General features: G+C 39.7%; 20 protein-coding genes. 9 read left to right on the forward strand and 11 right to left on the reverse strand.

From position 1 onward, the window contains the following. The first annotated feature begins 90 nt into the window (after positions 1-90). The 5 genes from AC1M87_RS04530 (at position 91) to AC1M87_RS04550 (ending at position 5,693) form a co-directional block, all read left to right on the forward strand. A complete protein-coding gene (locus AC1M87_RS04530) occupies positions 91-705 on the forward strand; it encodes a 5-formyltetrahydrofolate cyclo-ligase (RefSeq protein WP_481593065.1) in 615 nt (204 codons plus the stop codon). A 116-nt stretch (positions 706-821) separates the two neighbouring features. After that, the gene (gene lon / locus AC1M87_RS04535) at positions 822-3,248 is read left to right on the forward strand and encodes an endopeptidase La (RefSeq protein ID WP_035269773.1); all 2,427 of its coding nucleotides are present in this window, start codon (positions 822-824) and stop codon (positions 3,246-3,248) included. Positions 3,249-3,403: 155 nt separating this feature from the next. Then, positions 3,404-3,886 (forward strand): 23S rRNA (pseudouridine(1915)-N(3))-methyltransferase RlmH, encoded by a 483-nt coding sequence (rlmH, locus tag AC1M87_RS04540; RefSeq protein ID WP_035268469.1) that lies wholly within the window; start codon positions 3,404-3,406, stop codon positions 3,884-3,886. A gap of 100 nt (positions 3,887-3,986) precedes the next feature. Further along, positions 3,987-4,763, forward strand: a complete 777-nt coding sequence (locus AC1M87_RS04545) for a DODA-type extradiol aromatic ring-opening family dioxygenase (RefSeq protein ID WP_481593066.1) — start codon at positions 3,987-3,989, stop codon at positions 4,761-4,763. Positions 4,764-4,916: 153 nt separating this feature from the next. Beyond that, positions 4,917-5,693 (forward strand): META and DUF4377 domain-containing protein, encoded by a 777-nt coding sequence (locus AC1M87_RS04550; RefSeq protein ID WP_035268475.1) that lies wholly within the window; start codon positions 4,917-4,919, stop codon positions 5,691-5,693. 50 nt (positions 5,694-5,743) lie between these two features. Here the strand turns inward: AC1M87_RS04550 and gdhA are convergent, their stop codons facing one another. After that, positions 5,744-7,087, reverse strand: coding sequence for an NADP-specific glutamate dehydrogenase (gdhA, locus tag AC1M87_RS04555; protein WP_481593067.1), 1,344 nt, complete (start codon positions 7,085-7,087; stop codon positions 5,744-5,746). A 340-nt stretch (positions 7,088-7,427) separates the two neighbouring features. Between gdhA and AC1M87_RS04560 the strand changes: the two genes are divergently transcribed. Both AC1M87_RS04560 and nth read left to right on the forward strand, forming a co-directional pair. Beyond that, positions 7,428-8,219: an RnfABCDGE type electron transport complex subunit B gene (locus AC1M87_RS04560; protein WP_481593068.1), complete on the forward strand. Its 792-nt coding sequence runs from the start codon at positions 7,428-7,430 to the stop codon at positions 8,217-8,219. Then, the gene (gene nth / locus AC1M87_RS04565) at positions 8,220-8,921 is read left to right on the forward strand and encodes an endonuclease III (RefSeq protein ID WP_481593069.1); all 702 of its coding nucleotides are present in this window, start codon (positions 8,220-8,222) and stop codon (positions 8,919-8,921) included. Here nth and AC1M87_RS04570 read toward each other — a convergent pair. From AC1M87_RS04570 to AC1M87_RS04585, 4 genes are all read right to left on the reverse strand, one after another. Next, on the reverse strand, positions 8,918-9,070 hold the full coding sequence (locus tag AC1M87_RS04570; protein WP_481593070.1) for a hypothetical protein: 153 nt from the start codon (positions 9,068-9,070) through the stop codon (positions 8,918-8,920). The genes nth and AC1M87_RS04570 overlap by 4 nt on opposite strands. A gap of 76 nt (positions 9,071-9,146) precedes the next feature. Next, a complete protein-coding gene (gene adk, locus AC1M87_RS04575; RefSeq protein ID WP_035268488.1) occupies positions 9,147-9,806 on the reverse strand; it encodes an adenylate kinase in 660 nt (219 codons plus the stop codon). Positions 9,807-9,881: 75 nt separating this feature from the next. After that, entirely contained in the window at positions 9,882-11,198 is a 1,317-nt protein-coding gene (locus tag AC1M87_RS04580; protein ID WP_481586472.1) for a hypothetical protein, read from the reverse strand. 64 nt (positions 11,199-11,262) lie between these two features. Further along, the gene (locus AC1M87_RS04585; protein ID WP_035268492.1) at positions 11,263-11,778 is read right to left on the reverse strand and encodes a hypothetical protein; all 516 of its coding nucleotides are present in this window, start codon (positions 11,776-11,778) and stop codon (positions 11,263-11,265) included. Positions 11,779-12,014: 236 nt separating this feature from the next. Between AC1M87_RS04585 and mrdA the strand changes: the two genes are divergently transcribed. Further along, the gene (gene mrdA, locus AC1M87_RS04590) at positions 12,015-14,069 is read left to right on the forward strand and encodes a penicillin-binding protein 2 (protein WP_481593071.1); all 2,055 of its coding nucleotides are present in this window, start codon (positions 12,015-12,017) and stop codon (positions 14,067-14,069) included. Further along, entirely contained in the window at positions 14,070-14,621 is a 552-nt protein-coding gene (rsmD, locus tag AC1M87_RS04595; RefSeq protein ID WP_481593072.1) for a 16S rRNA (guanine(966)-N(2))-methyltransferase RsmD, read from the forward strand. It abuts the gene before it with no gap. Positions 14,622-14,625: 4 nt separating this feature from the next. Here rsmD and AC1M87_RS04600 read toward each other — a convergent pair whose 3' ends face one another. The 6 genes from AC1M87_RS04600 to AC1M87_RS04625 form a co-directional block, all read right to left on the reverse strand. Next, positions 14,626-15,105, reverse strand: a complete 480-nt coding sequence (locus tag AC1M87_RS04600) for a hypothetical protein (RefSeq protein ID WP_481593073.1) — start codon at positions 15,103-15,105, stop codon at positions 14,626-14,628. Between the two features lie 76 nt (positions 15,106-15,181). After that, complete coding sequence (gene sucD, locus AC1M87_RS04605) at positions 15,182-16,072, reverse strand: succinate--CoA ligase subunit alpha (protein ID WP_035268498.1); 891 nt, start codon at positions 16,070-16,072, stop codon at positions 15,182-15,184. A 12-nt stretch (positions 16,073-16,084) separates the two neighbouring features. Next, entirely contained in the window at positions 16,085-17,251 is a 1,167-nt protein-coding gene (gene sucC / locus AC1M87_RS04610) for an ADP-forming succinate--CoA ligase subunit beta (protein WP_481593074.1), read from the reverse strand. A 167-nt stretch (positions 17,252-17,418) separates the two neighbouring features. Continuing rightward, entirely contained in the window at positions 17,419-18,852 is a 1,434-nt protein-coding gene (gene lpdA, locus AC1M87_RS04615; RefSeq protein ID WP_035268502.1) for a dihydrolipoyl dehydrogenase, read from the reverse strand. A 60-nt stretch (positions 18,853-18,912) separates the two neighbouring features. Further along, positions 18,913-20,133 (reverse strand): 2-oxoglutarate dehydrogenase complex dihydrolipoyllysine-residue succinyltransferase, encoded by a 1,221-nt coding sequence (odhB, locus tag AC1M87_RS04620; protein WP_035268505.1) that lies wholly within the window; start codon positions 20,131-20,133, stop codon positions 18,913-18,915. 17 nt (positions 20,134-20,150) lie between these two features. After that, positions 20,151-22,973, reverse strand: coding sequence for a 2-oxoglutarate dehydrogenase E1 component (locus tag AC1M87_RS04625; RefSeq protein ID WP_035268518.1), 2,823 nt, complete (start codon positions 22,971-22,973; stop codon positions 20,151-20,153). Positions 22,974-23,144: the final 171 nt, after the last annotated feature.

Below are 23,144 nucleotides of genomic sequence, written 5' to 3' on the forward strand. Positions count from 1 at the left end.
TCGAAAATATTCAAATCAGGTTGATTAAATCTGAGTAAAAATCGATAAACTACTTACCTTACACATGCACTTAGATTGGTATAGTTTGAAATGCAGTTGCAAACACAACTTTTAAGAAAAACTCTACGCTCTCGTAGAAGACAACTCTCAATTTTTACGCAACGACGTTCTGCTTTTCAGGTTTTGTCAAAAATCCAATCTCACTCTAAATTTAAATCTGCACAAAAAATTGGGATTTATTTAGATGCATTCGGTGAAGTTCAAACACATATCCTAATCATGCATTGCTTTTCGAAGCATAAAGTCGTTTATCTCCCAAAAGTCTCCAGACTTGATTCAACTTTAAAATGGGTTCCAATTTCAAAGCATCAATATCTAAATAAACGTTTTACTAAACATAAATTAGGCATGTATGAGCCTATGCATAGATTGGGGCAAAATGTAAAACAAATTGATTTACTGTTGATGCCCCTAGTAGCCTGTGATTATCATGGAACACGTATGGGTATGGGAGGTGGCTTTTATGATAGAACTTTAAAGCATGCGAGCAATCAACCCTATCGCATCGGTTTAGCGCATGACTTTCAATTAATCTTAGATCCTTTAAAGCGCCAACCTTGGGATCAGCCATTAGATGAGTTAATCACCCCTAGAAAACGATTAAAATTCAAACGAAGAATATTAATTCACCCTAAATCCAACTGAATTTATCAAGATTAGTAGAAATAAATCGAATTTTATCGATTTTCACCCTTGTATTTTTTAAATTACACATCAATATAAAAATATGGCAACACCGTTGTCACTCATTAGGAGTGCTCATGACTGATATTATTATGAATGAAGAAAACTTAGAACTTCAGACCCCTAGCGTGTTACCGCTATTAGCTTTGCGTGATGTTGTGGTTTATCCACACATGCAAATTGCGCTTTTTGTCGGCCGTGAAAAATCGATTAAAGCAGTTGATGTAGCTCGTAACAGTGACAATTTAGTTTTTGTAGTAGCTCAACAAGATTCTCTTACAGAAGAAATTGATCACGACAATTTATATCAATACGGTACTGTCGCGAAGATTGTGCAAGTCGTAAATCATGAGAACGATGAAAACTGCATTAAGGTTTTAATCGAGGGTATTTATCGCTCTAAATTGATTAATATTTACGATCAAAACGATTATTTAGAAGCTGAGCACAGCCTTAGCCCAATGACGATCCGTATGGAATCGGCAACTCAACAAACTCGCCTCGAAGAATTACGTGGTCTTTTCAGCCAATACGCTGAAGCAAAACTACGTAATGCGCGTGAGTTAATTAATGCTGCAAATAAAATCGATGATTTATTGCAACTCATGTTCTTCGTCGCAACACGCGTGCCGTTAAATATCGAAGTGAAACAAAAATTCCTCGAACACGATGAATTTGAAGCTCATTTACAAGAGTTAATGACTTATTTGCTTCAACAGTCTGAAGAACAACAGATTGAGCAAAATTTACATGACAATGTAAAACGTCAAATGGAAAAGAATCAGCGCGAATATTTTCTAAATGAAAAAATGAAAGTTATTCAGCGTGAACTTTCTGACATGAATGGCGGTGCTGAAGATGATATCGCAGAGATTGAAAAACGTTTAGCTGAAGCTGATCTTCCTGAGCATGTTCGTAAAAAAGCAGAAGGTGAATTCCGTAAGCTCAAAGCAATGCAGCCTGCATCGAGTGAAGCTGCGGTCGTTCGAAATTACATCGAAACTATTTTAGATACACCATGGAATAAGGCGAGCAAAGTAAGTATTAATCTTGCTAAAGCTCAAGATATTCTTGATGCTGATCATTATGGTTTGGATGAAGTTAAAGAGCGTATCGTTGAATATCTCGCTGTTCAATCACGTGTAAAAAAACTACGTGGACCAGTATTGTGTCTCGTAGGTCCTCCTGGTGTAGGTAAAACCTCATTAGGTGAGTCTGTAGCTAAAGCAACAGGTCGCGAATTCGTTCGAATGGCACTTGGTGGTGTTCGTGATGAGGCTGAGATTCGTGGACATCGCAGAACTTATATTGGTGCGATGCCAGGTAAGATTGTGCAATCACTTTCTAAAGTCGGTGTAAAAAACCCTTTATTCCTACTCGATGAAATTGACAAAATGGCTCAAGATCATCGTGGTGATCCTGCATCTGCCTTGTTAGAAGTGCTTGATCCTTCACAGAATCACAAATTCAACGATCACTATCTCGATCTTGATCTTGATTTATCTGAAGTCATGTTTATTTGTACTGCAAACAGTATGAATATACCTGAAGCTTTGTTAGATCGTATGGAGGTCATTCGCCTTCCTGGTTATACAGAGGAAGAGAAAATCAATATTGCTGAGCGTTACTTAGTACCTAAAGCAATCAAGAATAATGGCTTACGTGCTAAGGAATTAAGTGTACACGAAGAAGCAATTCGAGATATCGTACAACGCTATACACGTGAAGCTGGTGTTCGAAGTTTAGAGCGTGAAGTCTCTAAAATCGCACGTAAAGTGGTTAAAGAAGCGGTTAGTAAAAAAGCGAAAAATCTTCAAATTGAAGTTAATTCGGCAAATCTACCTGACTACTTAGGGCCGCATAAATTCGATTTTGGTATGGCGGAAGAAGAAGCTCAAGTCGGTCGTGTTAATGGTCTAGCTTGGACTTCAGTTGGTGGTGAACTACTGACAATTGAAGTTGCAGCAATGAAAGGTAAAGGCAAATTTGTAACCACTGGTTCTTTAGGTGATGTTATGAAGGAGTCTATTACTGCAGCGATGACCGTAGTGCGTACACGAGCTGATGCTTTGGGTATCGATTCTACTCGCTTTGAAGAAACCGATATTCACGTGCACTTACCTGAAGGCGCTACGCCTAAAGATGGTCCTTCAGCTGGTCTTGCTTTGACGACAGCATTAGTTTCAGCGTTTACTGGCATTGCGATTCGACCTGATATTGCAATGACTGGTGAAACTAGCTTGAGTGGCCGTGCAATGCGTATTGGTGGTTTAAAGGAAAAATTACTGGCTGCACATCGTGGCGGTGTAAAAATGGTCTTTATTCCACAGGAAAATGCACGTGATTTAGTCGAAATTCCTGATAATGTGAAAGAAGGTTTAGATATCAAAGTTGTAAAATCAATTGATGAAATTTTACCACTAGCATTAACCTCTATGCCTAAACCATTAGTAAAAACACCCATTGTGAAAGCAGTTGACGAATCAAAATCTGCACGACACTAATCGGTCTTTTAAGTGAAGAAAGAGAGCTTAGGCTCTCTTTTTTATAAGATGTCAATGGATGCAAAATTAACAACCCATTATGTTTTAACTTTTGAATTTATAAATTCATCACTTTGAAATGTATAATATCGTGAAACTTCTAGTGACACATTTTCATGAAAATTCGTATCTTGACCATTGGTCAAAAAATGCCAGCATGGGTTCTTACTGGTTTTGAAGATTATTTCAAAAGAATTCAACCTTTTGTACAAACTCAAATTGTTGAGCTTCCTATGGCGAAACGCGGAAAGAATGACTCTGAAGCTGATATTTTAAAATACCGTAATATCGAAGGCGATAGCATTTTAAATGCACTGAAAGGAAATGAACTTTTAATTGCACTTGAAGTGGGAGGAAAAGAGTTTAGTACAGAAAAATTAGCTGAAACCATGAAAGGTTGGATGCTTGAAGGGAATGATGTTGTACTCGCTATTGGTGGACCTGATGGACATTCTGATGCAGTTCGTAAAGCTGCTGCTTGGCACTGGTCTTTATCTAAATTAACGCTACCCCACCCTATGGTTCGCATTCTGTTGATTGAACAACTTTACCGTGCCATGAGCATTAATCATAACCATCCGTACCATCGTGCTGGATAATCGTTCCGAATTTGCAACATGATGTTCAAATTTAAATGGTTACTCTGACTTCTAAAATTTGCGATGATCACCTCATACACCTAAGAATGGAACCAACCTCATGACTATTCAAACGCTACCTGGCTTATTCATCTCACATGGCTCTCCAATGCTGGCTTTGAATCCTGAACAGGTTGGTCCAGCTTTACATCGCTTGAGTCTCAATTTGCCCAAACCTAGAGCGATAATCGTCATGTCTGCACATTGGGAAAGCAATGCACTCGAAGTAAGTACGGGGGCTAGACCTGAAACATGGCACGATTTTCGAGGTTTCCCAGATGAACTGTATGAAATTCGCTATCCTGCCCCTGGTGCTCCAGATGTTGCTGAACAAGTTTTAAATTTATTCGCTGAGGCACAAATTACTGCACATGCCAATAGTACACGACCTCGTGATCATGGCGTATGGATGCCTTTATTACATATGTATCCAGAAGCTGATATCCCCGTAGTCGAAATCTCTTTACCCATGACGATGTCTGCTGAAGCGATATTTAAAATTGGTCAAGCTCTCGCTCCATTAAGAGATCAGCAAATATTATTAATTGGCTCGGGAAGCATTACTCATAATTTAAGAGAGCTTGCTTGGCATGGTGAAACGAGTGAAGTTCCAGAATGGGCATCAACTTTTAGAAACTACGTGGTGCAGCAGCTCACTCATTCGGATTATCCTGCTATTTTAGCGTGGAATACGATTCCTTTTGTTCATCGTAACCACCCTACGATAGAACACTTTGCACCTTTATTTTTCTCTATGGGCACTGGTGATCGTTTTAGCATTGTACATAGTAGTTTTACCATGGGTGCTTTAGGAATGGATATTTATCGCTTTGATTGAGAGAAAATAAAATATCATTTTTTAAATGACCATCACGAAATAATCATCGATCAATGGATACATTTTGATACTGAAAAGTGCAGAATGTATCCATAATTTTTTAGATCTCCTGCGTTATCCTTCCTCGGATCAATACAATTTAGAAAACTTGTTATGAAATTAAAATTAATTGCCTTGGCTATTTTGCCTATCACACTTGCTGCGTGTCAGACTTCCGATCTACAAAAAGCTGGGGATTTAGCTGTGTCTGTGCTTCAACAACAAAATGCTGATCAAACTCTCTCTGCATACCAATGGCAAGCCAATCCACAAAATGCGCCTCAACCAATCACTTTAAACTTCACCACTGATAAAAAACTTTCAATTCATACGAGCTGCAATACTTTATTTGGCGGGTTTGAGCTAAAAAACAATACTATCGTAGCTGCTCAACTTGCATCTACCATGAAGGGATGTAATGGTTTGGCTGCCGAACAAGAACGCTTTGCTGGAAATCTATTTTCCCAAGCTGCTGTTCCTTTCGTGCTTAATTTAAATGATCGTGATAATCCAACGTTGACTTTGGTACAGCCGAATGGTGAAAAGATTATCTTCACGGGTAAAATGACACCTGAAACCAAATACAAAACTCAAGGTGAAACCATATTTCTTGAAATTTCGCCAGAAACTAAACAATGTACAGGTGTAGCTCCCCAAACTTGTCTACAAGTCAGAGAAATAAAATACAACGATAGTGGTATTAAAACGCAAGTCGATAAAGACTGGACTTTATTCTACGATCAAATTGAAGGTTTTTCTCATAGTCCGAATGAACGTCAAATCATTCGTGTAAAACGCTATGAAATCAAAAATCCTGCTGCAGATCAGTCTAAGTATGCTTATATTTTTGATATGGCTGTAGAGCGAGAAGCTGTAAAAGGTTCTCTATAAATAATAAAAAACCGAGGCTAAGCCTCGGTTTTTTATTCTTGAATATATTCTTAGAATACACCCTGAGCTAACATCGCATCAGCAACTTTTACGAAACCAGCAATGTTCGCACCATCTACGTAATTCACAGTACCATCTTCTTGAGTACCAAATTTTACGCAGTTACGGTGAATTTCTTTCATGATTGCATGTAAACGCTCATCTACTTCTTCGAAAGACCAACCTAAACGAAGCGCATTTTGAGACATTTCAAGACCAGAAGTTGCAACACCACCTGCATTGGATGCCTTACCTGGAGCATAAAGAATTTTTGCTTCAACGAATTTTTCAACTGCTGCAAGTGTAGAAGGCATATTTGCACCTTCAGCTACGCAAATCACACCATTTTCAAGCAATTTATCCGCATCATCAGCATCTAATTCATTTTGTGTTGCACATGGAAGTGCGATATCACACTTAATACCCCAAGGACGTTGCCCTTCAAGATATTCAAAGCCATGTTTCGCTGCAAACTCTGAGATACGACCACGTTGAACGTTTTTAAGCTCCATTACTTCAGCTAAAAGCTCTGGAGTTAAACCATCTTTAATGTATACAGTACCAGCTGAATCTGAAAGTGAAACAACTTTTGCGCCCAAATACATTGCTTTGTCAGCAGCAAACTGTGCAACGTTACCCGAACCAGAAATTGTAACTACCTTGTCTTTGAAACTGTCGTTACGAGTCTTAAGCATTTCCTCAGCGAAATACACTGTACCGTAACCAGTTGCTTCAGGGCGCGCTAGTGAACCACCAAAAGTTAAACCCTTACCTGTAAATACGCATGAAGTGTCATTGCTGAGCTTCTTCATCATACCCGCCATGTAACCAACTTCGCGGCCACCAACACCAATATCACCCGCAGGAATATCTGTGTCAGAACCTAAGTGACGGTATAACTCGATCATGAGTGCTTGGCAGAAACGCATGATTTCGCCTTCTGATTTACCTTTAGGGTCAAAATCAGAACCACCTTTACCACCACCCATTGGTAGTGTAGTTAACGCATTTTTGAAAGTCTGTTCAAAACCTAAGAATTTTAGGATTGAAAGGTTCACTGAAGGGTGGAAACGCATACCACCTTTGAATGGACCAATTGCTGAGTTGTACTGAACACGGAACGCACGGTTAACGTGTGTTTGACCTTGATCATCAACCCAAGAAACGCGGAATTGAATCGCACGTTCAGGTTCAACTAAACGTTCTAATAAACCATGAGCTGCATACTTAGGGTTCTTTTCAATAAAAGGCCATAAGCTTGTCATCACCTCTTCAACAGCTTGAAGAAATTCTGGTTGATGTGCATCACGTGTTTTAACGTAGTCTAGGAAGTCGTTAAGGCTGTTGTATTTCAACGCTTAATCCTCAGCAGAAAATGGATCAAAATTGGTCAAAATTTCAATATATTGATAAGTTTTGGCGCAAAGTATTAAATATCTTTTACAGGCACTGTACAATAGTTTTCATAATTTTTTTTAATATTTTTTTAATTTCAATTACTTAATTATAGTATTTAATAATTTTAAATTATCAAATTCATTACTTTTAATTATGTATTGATGCTTATTCAGCGCTTTTATTGCGCAATAAATGACCCATAACAGCGCACCCCAAACTAATACTAATCATGTTAAAATCATTCATATTTCGCACCTATGATCGATCTCCTTTTCGCTTGATTAAGTTTTAACGTACATGCACGCACAAATCTCATTGATACAACAAGTTGATGCTTTCCTACCTCAAACCCAATGTGGCCTATGTGGCCACCGTGATGGTTGTTTACCTTATGCTAAAGCTATTGTAGAAGGAGAAGACGCAAATAAATGTGTACCTGGCGGTCAACCTGTTGCTGACGCAATTGCTCACGTACTGAATCGCCCTAAGCTTAAAGCTGAAGAAAGCGTTTGGCCAATTCAGTCTGATGGTCGTCCACAGCGTATGAAAGCAATCATACGTGAAGACGAGTGTATTGGTTGCACTAAATGCATCAGTGCTTGCCCTGTTGATGCCATTATTGGATCAGGAAAATTAATGCATACTGTGTTAACTGATCTTTGCACTGGATGCGAATTATGTATTCCTCCTTGTCCAGTCGACTGTATCGATCTCGTTGAAGATTTACAGCCCATACCAAATGAGCAAGCCCGCATCCTAGAACAAAACGATCTTAGAAATCGATATTATGCTCATATTCAACGTGAGGAAAATCGCAGACTTCATCGCAAAGGTCCTGTCGTTAAAGCTGAAATTGATACTGCACTTTTTGCTCAATTTTCAAAACAATTACAATCCGTACCTACTATTCAAACAATAGAAAAAACAGCACTTCATAAGACATTAGATGCAAAATCTACAATCGAACTTGCCAAATTACGTACACAAATTAAAAAGCTTGAAAAACAACTTTCTTTACGTGAGAGCCTCGATAAGCGAGAGCAACTCAATACTTTATATGAAAAACTCAATTCAATTGAGGGTGTTTAAATGACCGTTAAAACACCTAAGACAGTAAAAAACATGACAAAAAAGCAAATTCAAATTTTTTTTGAAAGATTAAGAGCTCAACGCCCAAACCCTAAAACAGAGCTGAATTATTCTTCACCCTTTGAATTGTTAGTTGCAGTGACATTATCAGCACAAGCCACTGATGTAAGCGTAAATAAGGCCACAGATAAGCTTTTCCCTGTAGCAAACACACCTGAAGCAATCTATGCCTTAGGTGTAGAAGGATTAAAATCTTATATTAAAACGATAGGTCTCTATAACTCTAAAGCTGAAAATGTCATCAAAGCTTGTGAAATATTGATTAAACAACACAATAGTATTGTTCCTAACAACCGTGCTGATTTAGAAGCACTTCCAGGCGTAGGTCGAAAAACTGCAAATGTGGTATTGAATACGGCTTTTGGTCAACCAACCATGGCAGTTGATACCCACATCTTTCGATTAGGTAATCGTACTGGACTTGCTGTAGGAAAAAATGTACTCGAAGTTGAACACCGTCTAGTGAAAGTGATTCCAAAAGAGTTTATTGTAGACGCTCATCATTGGTTAATTTTACATGGACGTTATTGCTGTATTGCGCGGAAGCCAAAGTGCAACGAGTGTGTTGTAAGTGATGTGTGCAATTGGCCTGAACGTTTCGAATATGGAGCGATAAGACAGATCGATTTAAAACAGATTTAACGATCAATAGATTTTTTTTGATCTTTTTTCTCTTTATCTAATTTCATCTGTTTTTGACTATCGCGAAGTAATTTAAAACTTATAAATACCAAAAAAGACAATACTGCCAAGCATGCAAGCATCAATAAAATAATGGCAATATTTTGCACTTGTTTACCTTCACATCATAAAAAAAGAAGCCCTAATATGACTTAGGGCTTCTTTTTTGTCAAAGCTGAATAATGATTATTTAGTTTGATCTAAAATTGCAAAAAGTTCTTTTTGAACTTCTTCAATAGGACGAAGTCCATTCAGCTTATCATACGTTGGCGCATTTTCACCTGAAGCTGCACGCCCTTGGTAAAAGCCAACCAATTGTTCAGTTTCAGTATGATATGAACCTAAGCGCTTACGAATTGTTTCTTCTTGGTCATCTGGACGCTGAACTAAATCTTCACCAGTTTCATCATCTTTGCCTTCCACTTTTGGTGGGTTGTAGACGATATGATAAACACGACCTGATGCTGGATGTTGGCGACGACCCGATAAGCGTTTAACGATTTCTTCATCAGGCACATCAATTTCGATCACGTGATCAATATCAATGCCTTCTTTTTCCAAAGCTTCAGCTTGAGGAATCGTACGAGGGAAACCATCAAAGATACAACCATTTGCACAATCTGGTTGTGCAATACGCTCTTTAACCAGACCAATAATCAGTTCGTCAGAAACTAGACCACCATTGTCCATTACAGATTTTGCCTGTAGACCGAGTTCAGTTCCTTCACGAATTGCAGCACGGAGCATATCACCGGTTGAAATTTGTGGGACATTGTAGCGCTTGCAGATCAACTGAGCTTGAGTACCTTTACCTGCTCCAGGTGGTCCGAGTAATATAATGCGCATAAATAAACATCCTCATTTTAACTATATCGACGATACTTGGTTAATGTCTTTGGTAGGCACCAATCCAGCATCTATTTATAAGAAAGCCACAAATAAATGAATCAGACCCGCGAAGAAACCTGTTACCCCACCTAGCACAATTAAGATCCATTCGTCTTCCTGGAATGCAGGACGTAATAGATTTTGAAACTCGCGCGGCGTTAATTCACGGATACGTTCTTTAAACATTTGATAGATTTTCTGTGCACGGCTCGCATTAAAAGCTGGGTCGCATACAGGCACCATCGTAATTTCAATTGAGCGATCGATCAAGTCTGTCTTGAGTTTTGCATACTCTTTTGGACCTAAAGACAGCTGTAATGATGTACGAACCAATGGTGTTTCCATGATTTCATTGATATGACGTTTGACAATACGGCGTGTTTTGTCTTTTTTTCCACCATACATCATTTCCATCATAATAGATTTCAATGTAATCAAATCTTCAGTCACTACACGGGCAAATACATCTGATACTTCTTCTTGGCGCTTCATAAACGCACCTTGAATATTATAAGAACCAATGCGTGGAATAACAGGTTTTATCCAAGGGAATTTACGATCTTGAGTTAACTCAAAGAATTGTGGATAACGAATATAATGTGGCTCAACTGGATTAAATACCATCCAAATTGCAATCCAATTCGTTAAAAAGCCCCAAATTGCTGCCCAGAATGGTACGGTCCAATGCCAAGGCACGACAAACCAAACGATCATTTGGAAGATACCGAAGAACATACCGATTAATGCACTGATATGCCAAATGAAATTAATTTCTTTTTGACCCACTTTTAAGAACATATTAACCATCAATTGACGGTCGCCTTCCATTTGACTCACTACCATCGCACGCATATCCACGAGCGACTCAACATTTAAAGTTAATTCAGTTACGAGCTCTTTCAAAACATTTGGAAGTTGCTTATGTGCTTGCGCATAAATACGTCGCTTGATTGAGTAAGGTAAGTTTTCCCATAGAACCGCATTGCGATCCATCATCACTTCATCAATTAAGTGCTCTAACTCAAAGCCAACCTGTTCACCAATGATACGAGCAGTATCCTCGGGATCCATCGCATCTAAGAACTCTCGTAAGGAGCCAAGTTTTGATAGTGTATTGTCGGTAATAATACCCGATATACGTCCTGCCTTACGTGGAACAATTCCTTGCCATCCCACCGGAAGCGGACCTAAGTGAAAACCCCAAAACTTAATTGGATAAAACACCATCTTGAGTGCCATCCAGACGTGAGCCCAAGTCACAAATGCGGTTACTGGGATAATACTCAGTACTGCATAAAAATCAGGTCGATTGACGAAGGCTTGCCACAAATCACTCACATATCCAAACATTCATGACTCTCATATTCATATATCTAATTGCAGTCGAACTTGAGGTATAAAACCATAAAGCTTTCTAAAATCCTACACTTAAGGTGTAGGCAAACTGTAGTTCTGGTTTAGTTTCAAAAATCACTTGGTTTCCTTGCGTGATTTCCTCTCCTGCTTTTATCCCTACACTAAATGTACTAATTCTTTCTTTATTCAGCATGACATATGATAAATCTATACCACCACCGAGTTGAGATTCCTTTTCACCATTGACTGTTTTTGATTTTAGATGACCAGCAAATGCACCTAAATAAAATCCATTTAAGTCCTTAGTTCCGAGAATTATTGGGTAACGAAAACCGACTTGAGCACCCACATCGTGGTCGTCATTTAAGAAAGCGCCAAGCTTTCCGTATCCAATACCGTATGGAGTGACGTATTCTAAATTCCCATGCGCTAACCGTTGTGTAACACCAGCACCCACATTTATTTTAGAAAATTGTTCTGGTTTCAATTTTGCTTCAGGATAAAACGATGAAAAATCTGCGTATGCTAAATTCCCTACCCACATCATGACAGCAAAGGAAACGATTTTTCTCATTATTTTCTCCATTCTCTCAAACTGAGAACAATATTATTATTCATCCATAGTGCTTCGACTTTAACAGAATAATTTTCGTTCTTATATACAACAAGCTTTAAAATTAGTGTCTATTTGGTCAAATTTTAATTTTTATAACATACGAACTATTTATTAATTTTTCAAATTTTATAGTTAATCTGAGTTAAAATACTTTGATATAAAGTCAGTTTTTACCCGCAAAAAAGTAAAGATCTATGAAGCAGCAGTTCCCACTGAAGAATGTACAACAAGAAAAGCGAATTTTTCGTAGTCGAGTGGTGTTTGCTATTTGCGTGGTAATCTTTTTTTTACTTGTTCTATTGTCTCGATATGCTTATTTGCAAATTGTGCATTACGACCAGTTTAAAGATGCATCGGACAAAAACCGAATTCGTTTACAACCGATTTCCCCTGCCCGCGGTTATATTTTTGATCGTAACGGCATTCTACTGGCTGACAATTATCCAGTTTTTACGGCTACATTAAGTAAAGCGGATGTGCCTGATATTGAAGACACGGTAGAACGCCTTAGAAAGATTATTGACTTAAGCGAAGAAGACATTGAACGCTTCATGAGTCGTGTGAAAACCGCAAAAAAGACTGAACGTGTCACGCTTAAACTAAACTTAACTGAAACAGATATCGCTAAATTTAGTGAAGTAAAGTTTAAATTTCCTGGTGTTTCTATTGAAACCCAAATGACGCGTTATTACCCGCATGGTGAATTATTTGCCCATGTTATTGGGTATGTCGGTCGTATTAACGATAAAGAACTCAAAAGCATTGATAAAGATGCTTACGCAGGTACCAATCTGATCGGTAAAATTGGTGTAGAAAAATTTTACGAAGACCTGTTGCATGGCTCACCTGGCTTTGAATCTATTGAGACAGATGCTTTCGGTAATGTTTTACGGAAATTAGGGCGTAAAGATTCTGTACGCGGTAATGACCTCTATTTATCACTTGATTATGGTCTCCAAACAGTAGCTGCTGAGCAACTTGCGGGGCGTCGTGGTGCAATTGTTGCAATGGATCCACGTACAGGTGAAATTTTGGCACTCGTTTCGAGTCCAAGTTTCAATCCAAATTTATTCGTGACTGGTATCAGTCATACAGATTATAGTGCGCTGCGTGACAATTTAGATCAGCCGTTGTATAACCGCGCAGTTCAAGGGACTTATCCACCAGGTTCTACCATTAAGCCTATGGCTGCATTAGGAGGTATTCACTACGGTATTGTCGATTGGTCAACTGCTATTTCAGATCCAGGTTATTTCCACTTACCAGGAGACTCCCACAAATTCCGTGACTGGAAAAAAACGGGTCATGGTGTAGTCAATATGCACAAGTCCATTGTTGTCTCATGTGATACTTACTATTACGTTCTTTCTTACCAGATGGGGATTGATCGTATGAACACATGGATGCGTCAGTTTGGATTTGGTGAGAAAACGGGTGTAGACCTTCCTAGCGAAAGTACAGGCTTGTATCCTTCGCCAGAATGGAAAATGCGTACTCGCAATTCTAAATGGCTCAAAGGTGAAACTATCTCAGTCAGTATTGGGCAAGGTGCGTTCACTTCTACCCCCTTGCAACTTGCGATGGCAACTGCAATTACTGCAAATCATGGCGCCCATGTTACACCGCATGTATTACGTGAAACCAAAGGCACAAAGCAATTCAAAGTTCACAATGCACCAGATTATAAAATTGCCTTCAATGGTACTGATGAAGATTGGATTAAGATGCGTGATGCCATGGTGGATGTGATCCAATCTGGAACAGGTAAAGGGATTCGTGGTGGACTGCAATATCAAATTGCGGGTAAAACAGGTACCGCTCAGGTCAAGAGTATTGCGCAAGGTAAAAAGTATAACGAAGCTTTATTAACTGAACGTCAACTCGATCACGGCTTATTTGTAGGCTTCGCCCCTGCCGACAACCCAGAAATAGCGATTGCAGTAATATGGGAAAATGGTCGTGGAGGTTCAGGAGCAACAGCGCTCGCCCGTCCTGTATTGGATTATTGGTTACTCCATCGTGATCGTAAACCAATAAAGCCGATGAATCATGTTGTCAGTGGCGGCCTAATGACAGCAGGCATTAAGCCTGGTGAATTACCTAGCGGATCTACCAATTTGTCAGCCGATCCAAATGCACTTCCTCGTGAACTCCAAACATCACGTAACAGCAACAGTGCAACGAATGCAACGAATGCAACGAATGCAACGAATGCAAACACTGACACTCAACGTAACACGAGTCAATAAATGAAAAATCAACTCCGCATCATTGGTGGTGAATGGAAACGCCGTGTATTACCTTTTGCCACTATTGAGGGTTTAAGACCAACACCAGATCGTGTACGCGAAACTTTATTTAATTGGTTAATGTGGGATATTCAACAAGCGCAGGTGCTAGATGTTTGCGCTGGATCTGGTGCATTAGGTTTTGAAGCGCTATCTCGAGGGGCAGCTCATGTCACGATGATCGAACCTAATTTAGAGCAAAATAAATTTTTAAAATCAAACTTAGCGCTTTTAAATGTGAATAATGCAAAACTGATTCAAAGCACTGCCCAAATCGCGCTAAAACAACTCTCAAACAATCAATTCGATGTAGTTTTTTTAGATCCTCCCTATAGTTTAAATCTTTGGGAGGAGTTGGCTTCATTGATTGACCCAAAACTCAAAACAGATGCATTTATTTATGTCGAAGCCGATCAACCATTGTCATCACTTAATCTACCTTCTTCATGGCACCTCATAAAAGAAACCAAAGCTGGAACAGTTAAATCAGGCCTTTATCGAAAAATAGATTAGACATTTAAAATGTCTGATTCCAAAAAATCCGAATCAATCTGCCTCGATCGTAGGGAAACGAGGATAAAAACTCGTACCCTATCGTTTGATTCTGTTTCAGCAAATACTCAACACCATATCCAAACGTAATGCTTAATTGTTCCAGATTTGATAAGTCAAAATGACCTGTATCAAGTTTATTCTTCAATTCATTCCGATCAAAAGCTGTGAAATTAAAAAACTTAATACGTTCGGATTGAAAAATTGAATGCGTCAATACATCAAATCTCGAATATTCTTTCTCATTTAATTCTGCAATCTTGGTCTGTTCACTATTTAAATCTTCTATGGCAGGCTCATAGTGAAGTTCTTGCTGAGCTTCAAAAAAATTAAAAATGAGATTTTGATCTTTCGTATTTTCATCATGATCCAAGGAATTCGCCTGAACAGCAGAAATAGAAAAAATCATCAAAGCTTGTAAATAAAGTTTAAAATTTTGAATCATATTAATTTTACGTTTCTATATCTTATTATTATGCATGAAAAAAGCCTCCACTCAGGAGGCTTTTTTACTTAAAGGATTAAGCTAAACCTTTTTCTTTGAGTACTTCTAACATCGTTGAACCAAGTTCAGCTGGGCTACGTGTATATGCCATTCCAGCACGCTCAAATGCAGCAAATTTTTCTTCTGCTGTGCCTTTACCACCTGAAATAATAGCACCAGCATGACCCATTCGCTTACCTTTCGGTGCAGTCACACCAGCAATGTAACCAACAACAGGTTTCGTCACATTTGATTGGATATATTCTGCCGCTTCTTCTTCAGCTGTACCACCAATCTCGCCAATCATAATAATTGCATCTGTGTCTGGATCATCTTGGAACAGTTTCAAAGCATCAATCTGATTCATACCAGGGATCGGATCTCCACCAATACCGATACACGTTGATTGACCTAATCCTAACTTCGTAGTTTGTGCAACAGCTTCATAGGTCAACGTACCAGAACGCGAAATAATACCGATTCGTCCTGGCTGATGAATATGTCCTGGCATAATACCAATCTTACATTCACCCGGCGTGATAACACCTGGACAGTTTGGACCCACTAAGCGAGTGCCATTTCCATTGGTTTCTAGATAGCGTTTCGCTTTCAGCATATCAATGGTTGGTACACCTTCAGTGATAACAACAATCAGTCCAACACCAGAGTCAACTGCTTCAACGATAGAATCCAATACAAATGGTGCAGGAACGTAAATGACCGATGCATCAGCACCAGTCTCTTTCACTGCATCTTTCATTGTATTAAATACAGGTAAATTTAAATGAGTTTGACCGCCTTTACCTGGAGTCACACCGCCCACAACCTTAGTACCATAAGCCAAAGCTTGTTCTGAGTGGAATGTACCATTTTTACCCGTAAAGCCCTGTACCAATACTTTAGTGTCTTTATTAATTAATACGCTCATGATTGATACTCCTTATGCTTTTACTGCAGCAACAATTTTTTCTGCGGCATCAGATAAGCCGTTTGCAGAAATTAGTTTAAGACCAGATTCATCAAGTAATTTTGCACCTAGTTCTGCATTATTCCCTTCTAAGCGAACAACAACAGGCACTGTTACATTTACTTCTTGAACCGCTGCAATAATTGCTTCAGCAATCATGTCACAACGCACAATACCACCGAAGATATTGATCAGCACACCTTGTACTGACTGATCCGCTAAAATGATCTTGAATGCTTCAATTACACGCTCTTTCGTTGCGCCACCACCTACATCCAAGAAGTTTGCTGGTTGACCACCATAGAGTTTAATGATGTCCATGGTTGCCATCGCAAGACCCGCACCATTCACCATACAACCAATATTACCTTCTAAAGCAACATAATTAAGGTCAAACTCAGAGGCCTTAAGCTCACGCTCATTTTCTTGCGATTTATCTCTTAAAACAGAAACTTCCGGCAAACGATATAAAGCATTTGAATCAATACCGACCTTGGCATCAACACACAAAATTTCACCATTTTCACGGACTGACAATGGATTAATTTCAAACAATGCGAAATCATTTTCTACGAACGCTTGATAAGCTGCAGACATAATTTTAACAAATTGATTAATCTGTTTATCTTTCAGCTCTAAAGCAAAAGCGACTTCACGAGCTTGGAAAGGAAGTAAGCCAACCAATGGATCTACTTCAACTTTAATAATTTTTTCTGGAGTTTCTTCAGCGACTTTTTCAATTTCGACACCACCTTCAGTAGAAGCCATGAAAGTAATACGACGTGATGAACGATCAACAACTGCGCCTAAATACAATTCACGCTCAACTGGATAGACATCTTCTGCAACGAGTACACTGTTAACTGGTTGCCCATTTGCATCCGTTTGATATGTAACTAAACGAGTACCAATAATTTGCGAAGCATATTCTTTTGCTTCATCAGCTGACTTAACGACTTTAACGCCGCCAGCTTTTCCACGCCCACCGGCATGTACTTGTGCTTTCATAACAGCGAATTTGCCGCCTAGCTGTTCAAATGCTTTTACTGCTTCCTCTGCATTTGTAGCGATGATGCCTTCCTGAACTGGCATACCATATTTTTTTAACAGCGATTTCGCCTGATACTCGTGTAAATTCATTGTTTTACCTTTTACTACTTTTCACTTTTTATGACACACCAATATTTAAACTTCCTTCGCAATAAATATTGGCATTTATTAAATTTAGTATTCTAGTTTTAGATGATTATTCAAACAAAAACAACCACCAAATGCAAAAAGAGCGGCCTCAGCCGCTCTTTTTTGTGTTATTTACGTTTACGCTGAATCGCGTGAATCGCTCGCCCATCTACTGCTAGCGCAGCTTCATGAACTACTTCAGAGAATGTTGGGTGACCAAATGTCATTAATTGAAGATCTTCAACGCTTGATACAAATTCAAGTGCGATCATGCCTTGGTGAACGATATCGGACGCAGCAGGTCCAATCACGTGCATACCAAGCAAACGATCCGTTTTAGCGTCAGCAACAAATTTCACGAAACCAGCATTTTCTCCAGCTGCCATCGCACGACCATTCGCTGCGAAACCAAATTGACCTGTTTTAACTTCGTGACCTTTTTCTTTCGCTTGTTCTTCTGTTAAACCAACCCACGCCGCTTCAGGGTGTGTATAAATCACAGAAATAATCGTGTCATAGTTCACTTGAGCTGCGTGACCATGAATACGTTCAACAGCCATTACGCCTTCTTCCATTGCTTTATGTGCAAGCATTGGACCACGTACTAAGTCACCAATTGCATATACACCTTCAACAGAAGTTGCACACCAATCATTTACTTCAACCAAACCACGTTCAGTTAGTTTAATGCCAGAATCTTCTGCTAATAAACCTTCTGCATACGCTTTACGACCCACGCAAACGATCAATTTGTCGAAAGTCTGAGTTTTGTCTTCGCCACCTTGAGTGTACTTTACTGTCACTTCACGACCATTGATTTCTGTACCAGCTACTTTTGCGCCAACACGAATATCAAGACCTTGCTTAGTTAATACTTTTTGGTAATCTTTTGCCAAAGCTTTATCAGCCATTGGTAAAAATGCATCCATTGCTTCAAAAACAACAACTTCTGCACCCAAACGACGCCATACTGATCCAAGTTCAAGACCAATGACACCTGCACCAATTACACCTAAACGCTTAGGTACTTCTTGGAATTCAAGCGCGCCAGTAGAATCAACGATAAGATCTTGATCTACAGGAGCAACAGGAATATTTACAGGAACAGAACCGGAAGCAAGAATGACATATTTAGGTTCTAAAATCTGAGTTTCGCCCTCATGTGGAACAAACTCAACTTTTTTACCAGCTAATAATTTACCTGTACCCTGCAACCATTCAATACCGTTACCTTTCAACAGGCCATCAATACCCATTGTAAGTTGGTTAACGATTTTATCTTTACGAGCAAGTAACTTTTGAAGATCAAATTTTACTTCGCCCGTTGTAATACCATGATCATCTAAATGATGAACAGTATCTTCATAACGATGTGAAGAGTCTAAAAGTGCTTTAGATGGGATACAACCCACGTTCAAGCAAGTACCACCTAAAGAGGGTTTTCCTTTATGAATACGCTTTTCAATACACGCAACTTTGAAACCCAGTTGTGCTGCACGAATAGCAGCTTCATAACCACCTGGACCACCGCCGATTACTACTAAATCAAATTGTTGAGACATTCTTCTCTCCAAAAATGGGCCTAGAGGATCGCTCTAAGCCCATGGATTTATTCTTTAGAATTAAAGATCAAGGATAAGTTTAGCTGGTTCTTCTAACAATTCTTTGATTGTTACAAGGAAACCTACTGCTTCTTTACCATCAATTAAACGGTGGTCATAAGAAAGCGCTAAATACATCATTGGTAAGATTTCAACTTGACCATTTACCGCCATTGGACGCTCTTGGATTTTATGCATACCCAAAATTGCAGTTTGTGGCGTATTTAAAATTGGTGTTGAAAGCAATGAACCGAAAGTACCGCCATTAGTGATCGTGAATGTACCACCTGTCATGTCTTCAATGCCCAGCTTACCATCACGTGCTTTGAATGCGTAATCACGGATACCATTTTCAACTTCAGCATAGTTCATGCGATCAGTATCACGTAATACTGGAACTACTAAACCACGATCAGAAGATACCGCTACACCGATGTCATAGTAACCATGATAAACAATATCATCACCATCAATTGAAGCATTTACAGCTGGGTAGCGTTTAAGTGCTTCAGTCGCAGCTTTAACAAAGAATGACATAAAGCCTAAACGAGCACCATGACGCTTTTCAAAAGCATCTTTGTACTGAGCTCGCATGTCCATGATTGGCTTCATGTTGACTTCGTTGAACGTCGTTAACATTGCTGTTTCTTGCGTTGCAGCAAGTAAACGTTCAGCCACACGCTTACGAAGACGTGTCATAGGAACACGTTTTTCAATACGCTCACCTACAGCTACGCTTAATGGTGCAGCAGCAGGAGCAGCAGGTTTAGATTGGTGATTCGCCACATCTTCTTTAGTGATACGGCCACCACGACCTGTACCTGAAACTTCTGATGCATTGATACCAGTTTCAGTTAATGCCTTACGAACAGCTGGAGCTTGATCTTGAACAGGAGCTTGAGCGCGTTCAACAACAGGAGCAGCACCCGCTTCTGTAGCAGCAGCAGCTTGCTCAACTTTCTCTTCAGATTGAACAGCTTGAGTTTGAGAAGCACCTGAAACAGCACCTGCTTCAAATGTAGCAATTACTTCATCAGAAAGAACTGTGTCGCCTTCGCCTTTAATGATATTTGCAATCGTACCATCTGCAGGAGCAACAACTTCAAGTACAACTTTATCCGTTTCGATATCACAGATCACTTCATCACGTGATACCGCTTCACCTGGTTGTTTGTGCCAAGTTGCAATTGTTCCGTCTGCAACTGACTCTGGGAATACCGGTGCTTTAATTTCGGTTGCCATTCTTAAGATTCTCCTGATTATTCTGCTACGATCGCAAGCGCTTCGTTAACGAGTTGTGCTTGTTGTTTTGCATGTAAATATGGTGAGCCACAAGCCGGTGCAGCAGATGCTTCACGTCCTGCATAGCTGATTTGAATTTGTTGACCTGACTTCATAACACCTTCGTATAAACGTGGTGCGATGAATAACCATGCGCCTTGGTTCTTCGGTTCTTCTTGCGCCCAAACAAGCTCTTTCATATTTGGATATTGTGCAAGTACTTCCGCTAAACGTGCTTCTGGATATGGGTACAATTGTTCAACACGAACAATAGCAGTGTTGTTCAATTCATTTTCACGACGTTTTTCAAGTAAATCGTAATAAACCTTACCACCGCAAAGCACTACACGAGTCACATCCAACTTATTAATGTTATCAACTTCATCAATCACAGTTTGGAAAGTACCGTTCGCCAATTCATCAAGATTAGATACCGCTAATTTGTGACGTAATAATGACTTTGGAGACATGATAATCATTGGTTTACGAATTGGGCGAATCGCCTGACGACGTAAAGCATGGAAAATCTGTGCAGGAGTTGTAGGCGTCATCACTTGCATGTTTTCTTCAGCACATAGCTGTAAGAAACGCTCTAAACGTGCAGATGAGTGCTCTGGGCCTTGACCTTCAAAACCATGTGGAAGAAGCATCGTTAAACCACAAACACGCTCCCACTTTGTCTCACCAGAAGCAATGAATTGGTCAATAACAACTTGAGCACAGTTCGCGAAGTCACCAAATTGTGCTTCCCAAATAATTAAGCTCTTAGGTAGAGTTGTTGCATAACCATATTCGAATGCCAATACTGCCATTTCAGACAATAATGAGTCATAAATCGCTGTACGCGGCTGATTTTCTTTAATATGGCAAAGTGGAATATACGTCGAACCGTCTACTTGGTTATGAAGCTTCGCATGACGATGCGAGAATGTACCACGACCAACATCTTCACCAGTTAAACGAACAAGATAACCCTCGTCCAATAACGAAGCATAAGCTAGAGTCTCAGCTGCACCCCAGTTCAATGGCATTTCACCAGTTTGCATTTTAAGACGATCATCGATCACCTTAGAAACTTGACGCTGCATCACGAAGCCTTCAGGAAGCTCACGCATTTTGCGACCAAGTTCTTTTAAACGCTCTTCAGGGAAAGTAGTATCCCAAACGTCAGTGTATTCGTGACCTAAGTATGGCGTCCAGTCAACGAACATTTTTTTATTCGGTTCAAGTACAAGTGCATTCGCAACATGTTTACCTGCTTCTAAATCAGCACGGTAATCTTCGATCATTTGATCTGCAGTCGCACGATCAATTACACCTTCTTGTACTAATTTGTCAGCATATAATGCACGAGTCGTCGTTTTCTTATTAATGACTTGATACATCATTGGCTGAGTTGCTGCTGGCTCATCTGCTTCATTGTGACCGCGACGACGGTAACAGAACATATCGATAACAACGTCTTTACGGAAAGTATGACGGAAATCATGTGCAAGTTGAGCAACAAACAATACAGCTTCAGGATCATCACCATTCACATGGAAGATTGGTGCCTGAATCATTTTCGCGATATCAGTACAGTATTCAGTAGAACGTGCATCACGTGGATCTGATGTTGTAAAACCAACTTGGTTATTGACAACAATATGAACTGTACCACCTACCGTATAACCACGTGTTTGTGACATTTGGAAGGTTTCTTGGTTCACACCTTGACCAGCAAATGCAGCATCACCATGTACGATTACTGGTAATACGTCATCACCACCAATGTCTTTACGACGAACTTGACGAGCACGTACTGAACCTTCAACTACAGGCCCTACGATTTCTAAGTGTGATGGGTTAAATGCCAATGCCAAATGAACTTCGCCACCTGGAGTCATTACGTTTGACGAGAAACCTTGGTGATACTTAACGTCACCAGAACCTTTCTTGTGAAGTGATTTACCTTCAAATTCACCGAAAAGATCTGCTGGGTTTTTACCCATGATATTGACAAGCAAGTTGAGACGACCACGGTGTGGCATACCGATCACAACTTCTTTACATCCCACAGAACCTGCGCGTTGAATAACAGCATCAACCATCGGAATGAAAGATTCACCGCCTTCCACACCAAAGCGCTTAGCACCAACATACTTATTGCCTAAGTATTTCTCTAAGCCTTCAGCTGCAGTTAAACGTTCAAGAACATGTTTCTTTTGTTCTGCTGAAAAACCAAATTGACCTTTCACACCTTCAAGACGTTGTTGAATCCAACGTTTCTCTTTAGTGTCAACAATGTGCATATATTCAACACCAATAGAAGCGCAATACGTCGCCTCCATCGCATTGACCATTTCACCTAAAGTTGCTTCAGTTTTGCCAATTGCAAGATTACCTGTATTGAATACAGTATCTAAGTCAGATTTGGTTAAACCATGAGCCGCTAGATCAAGATCAGGCACTTCTTCTCGTTTTGCCAAACCTAATGGATCTAATTTTGCTTTTTGATGACCGCGGTTACGGTATGCAGCGATTAATTGTAATACGCCAATCTGACGACGCTCGTGCTCAGAACTAACTGAACTTTGAACGACAGGCTGAATACGGTTTGAGTTACGACCCAATAAAAGGAATTGCTCACGTACATTGCTGTGTGGTTGATCCCCTTTTGGGAACTTACCAAAGTATTCTTGCCAATCAGCACCGACTGATTCTGGAGCAACTAAATACTGCTCATAAAGTTCTTCAATATACGCTGCACTGTCAGCGGAAAGTTCAGTGTCAAGACGCAATGCGTCAGCAACTTCTTGCATTTGTGGACCCATTTCCTATTGCAAAACATTACAGGGAGCTTTCTAAGCTCGCCCATGATTGATAATGCCAAATCGGTAAATTGACATTCACCCATCTGGTACAAAAGACCATGGGGCGTATAGCATTAGAGAGTTTCTAATACCAATGACGAATCATAACGCCCTCATTGG

Source organism: Acinetobacter sp. 24-47-62 (assembly GCF_056779765.1).